Consider the following 1539-nt stretch of genomic DNA (forward strand, 5'->3'; position numbering starts at 1 on the left):
ATGCGGTCTTGCATCAATGTATCCGGCCTCTGATTGGAGCGTGTTGTGCTCCGGGCCATCATGGATATCAGCGCGCATTCGAGCTAATTAGCGGACAGGCCTCGAACGGGCCATTCGGGTCACCAGTGTTCGCATGCGCCGGGAAGACCGATCCTCCATCGTTGTCTCATTTCTCTCGCAGACCTCGGCGGGTAAGGGATGTTGTTACGTCATCGAACGCTCCTCACGTCGCACTGTTCCTTTGTTCGTGCCTGGCGGCCGTTCCTTCGTCCCGGCCTGCGCGCCGACGCGCCGCGCGCAAGGGCCGTCAAGGCCGGCCGTCGTGCTGTCCTGACGTCTTGCTCTACCGCTGCCAGGCTGCGCCTTGACGGCCCCGAGCACGGCGCGAGGATCAAGCAGGTCGGGACGCCATCTCATCGGTCTTGACGCACTCGAAGGCGCGCCCCTTGTTGAGAACCGCCCAGGCGATGCGGGCGAGCTTGTTGGCGAGCGCAATCGCCAGCACGTTGTGGTGCAATCGTTTCTTGGCGGCTTCGATCCAAGATTTGAGGCCATAGCGCTCCCAACTCTTGACCTTGACCAGCACAACCCACGCGGCCTGCACAAACAGCGCGCGCAGGTAGCGATTGCCGCGCCTCGATATCTTGCCGAGGATCGTGCGGTCGCCGGTCGATATCTGCTTCGGCACCAGTCCAAGCCAGGCGCCGAAGTCGCGGCCTTTCGAGAACACGTCTCCAGTGCCGATCGCGGCCACCATCGCGCTCGAGATGATCGGGCCAATACCAGGCACCGTCATCAGTCGCTCGCAGCCTTTGTCTTGACGAGCCAATGCTTCGATCTCGCTGGAGAGGTCCTCGATACGCTCATCCAGCCGGCGCCAGTCGCCCGCCAGATCCTCGATGATGCGCAACATGCGAGGCGAGAGCACATCGGTGCGCGTCGCGAGGATACCCGGCAACTCGGACCGCAGGGAGCGCAGGCCTTGCCGCAGCGCGATGCCCCGCTCCAGCAGGAACGCACGGATCTGATTGATGACGCCGGTGCGCTGACCGACTAATCGCTCGCGCACGCGGTGCAGCGCCTGCAGGTCGAGCTGGTCGGCGGTCTTGGTTGCGACGAACTTCATGGTCGGGCGTTGGACCGCCTCGGCGATGGCTTCCGCATCTCGGAAGTCATTCTTTTGTCCCTTCGAATAGGGGCGCACGTATTTCGCCGGCATCAAGCGGGCGTCGTGGCCAAGCATTTGCAGCTTGCGACTGAGGTGATGCGCGCCGACACAGGCCTTCATGCCCATCAAACACGGCGGCAGGTTGGCGAGCCGCGTTTCCACCTGGCCGCGCGACCACTTCTGCCGCAGCACGATGCCGCCGCGCTGATTCTGGCCAATGATGTGGAACGAGTTCTTGCCGATATCGATGCCGATGACGGCGGGCGAAGTGTCGAGTTTCTGAGACATGGCGTGCTCCTTGTCTTGGGCGCCCCTTGCCAGCTTGTCCTGCTGGCAGGGCCGGAGCACGGCCGGACCATTCCATTAGCGGA

Annotated in this window: 1 protein-coding gene; it reads right to left on the reverse strand. The window is 63.2% G+C overall.

Going from position 1 to position 1539, the window contains the following annotated elements:
* Nucleotides 1–391: 391 nt before the first annotated feature.
* On the reverse strand, nt 392–1456 hold the full coding sequence (locus tag IVA74_RS06875) for an IS110 family transposase (protein ID WP_247341000.1): 1065 nt from the start codon (nt 1454–1456) through the stop codon (nt 392–394).
* Nucleotides 1457–1539 lie beyond the last annotated feature (83 nt).

The organism is Bradyrhizobium sp. 132, assembly GCF_023074185.1.
Classification (GTDB): Bacteria; Pseudomonadota; Alphaproteobacteria; order Rhizobiales; family Xanthobacteraceae; genus Bradyrhizobium.

Coding starts and splice junctions, on each gene's coding strand:
- IVA74_RS06875 (WP_247341000.1), bottom strand. CDS start 1,456: ATGTCTCAGAAACTCGACACTTCGCCCGCCGTCATCGGCATCGATATC.